Origin of the sequence: Moorena sp. SIO3I8 (assembly GCF_010692325.1) — a bacterium.
Classification (GTDB): Bacteria; Cyanobacteriota; Cyanobacteriia; order Cyanobacteriales; family Coleofasciculaceae; genus Moorena.
The window spans coordinates 1-1,111 of the sequence record NZ_JAAHHW010000468.1; the positions used below are offsets into that span (position 1 = coordinate 1).

The following is a 1,111-nucleotide window of genomic DNA, read 5'->3' on the forward strand; positions in this document are numbered from 1 at the left end:
CAATAGGACATTCGTCCGCTTTGCTGATGACTTTGTGGTTTTAACAGAAACCGAAGAAGATGCAGCAAACGCTAAGGTAATCTTACAAGAATGGTTAGCCAAAAAAGGACTGAGCCTATCGGAGGAAAAAACCAACACTAGACACCTCACTGAAGGATTTGACTTCCTAGGATGGAATTTCCGCAAGTATCGAACCACTGCACGAAAGTCGGAATTGGTTACCCTCATCAAGCCATCCAGTAAAAACATCAACAAGTTCAAAAAATCCCTGAAGGAAACCTTCAAGAAACTGAAAGGGGCAACTCAATTACAAGTCATTAAAGAACTCAATCCGAAAATTCAAGGATGGGGCAATTATCATGATGGAGTAGTTGCCAAAAAAACCTTCACAAAAGTTGATAGCTATATACACTGGAAGTTAAACAGATGGGGGAAACGGAGACACCCGAAAAAGTCTTTAAACTGGGTTAATAACAAGTACTTTGGGAAATTATGTCCAGGAAGAAATGACAAATGGGTGTTCGGAGACAAATCCCTTAAAGATGTATACGTACAAAAACTGGCATGGATACCTATTAAGCGACACACCTTAGTTCAATATAAAAATAGCCCAGACGACCCGAACCTAATCGAGTACTGGGAAAAACGAAAAAGCGAACAAAGGGAAAAAACAGCTAGAAGTAGGTTCTCTACCGGGAGGGATAAAATAGCAAACAGACAGAACTATCTCTGTCCTGTGTGCAATCAAACCCTTGGGGTTAGTGATGAATTGCATTTACATCACATTATACCCAAACATTTTGGTGGACTAGATAAATCAGAAAATTTAGTTTACCTACACAGCGACTGTCACCAATCCATACATGCCTTGGGTGCCACTAATCTCAACATACAGGAAATGCTGAGAGTTGGGATAAATAAACCCTCCAAGAGCCGGAACAAAAACCAAAAGGTACAAACCCGGAAATCTAGAAAAAGAAGTGGCAATGATAAGTGAGTTCTTTTGGAATTGGTTGCGCCGTGTACTTGGAAACTTGTTCGCACGGTGCTTTGGGGACGAAGCGGGAGTAATCCCGCTGACTTACCCGATAAATAAAAATCCACGGGAAGA

The 1,111-nt window shown here is 41.1% G+C and carries 1 protein-coding gene; it reads left to right on the plus strand.

Features of this window, described 5'->3' with window-relative positions:
- On the plus strand, positions 1-997 hold a 997-nt coding region (locus F6K51_RS37945), incomplete at its 5' end, for a group II intron maturase-specific domain-containing protein (RefSeq protein ID WP_293031505.1).
- Positions 998-1,111 lie beyond the last annotated feature (114 nt).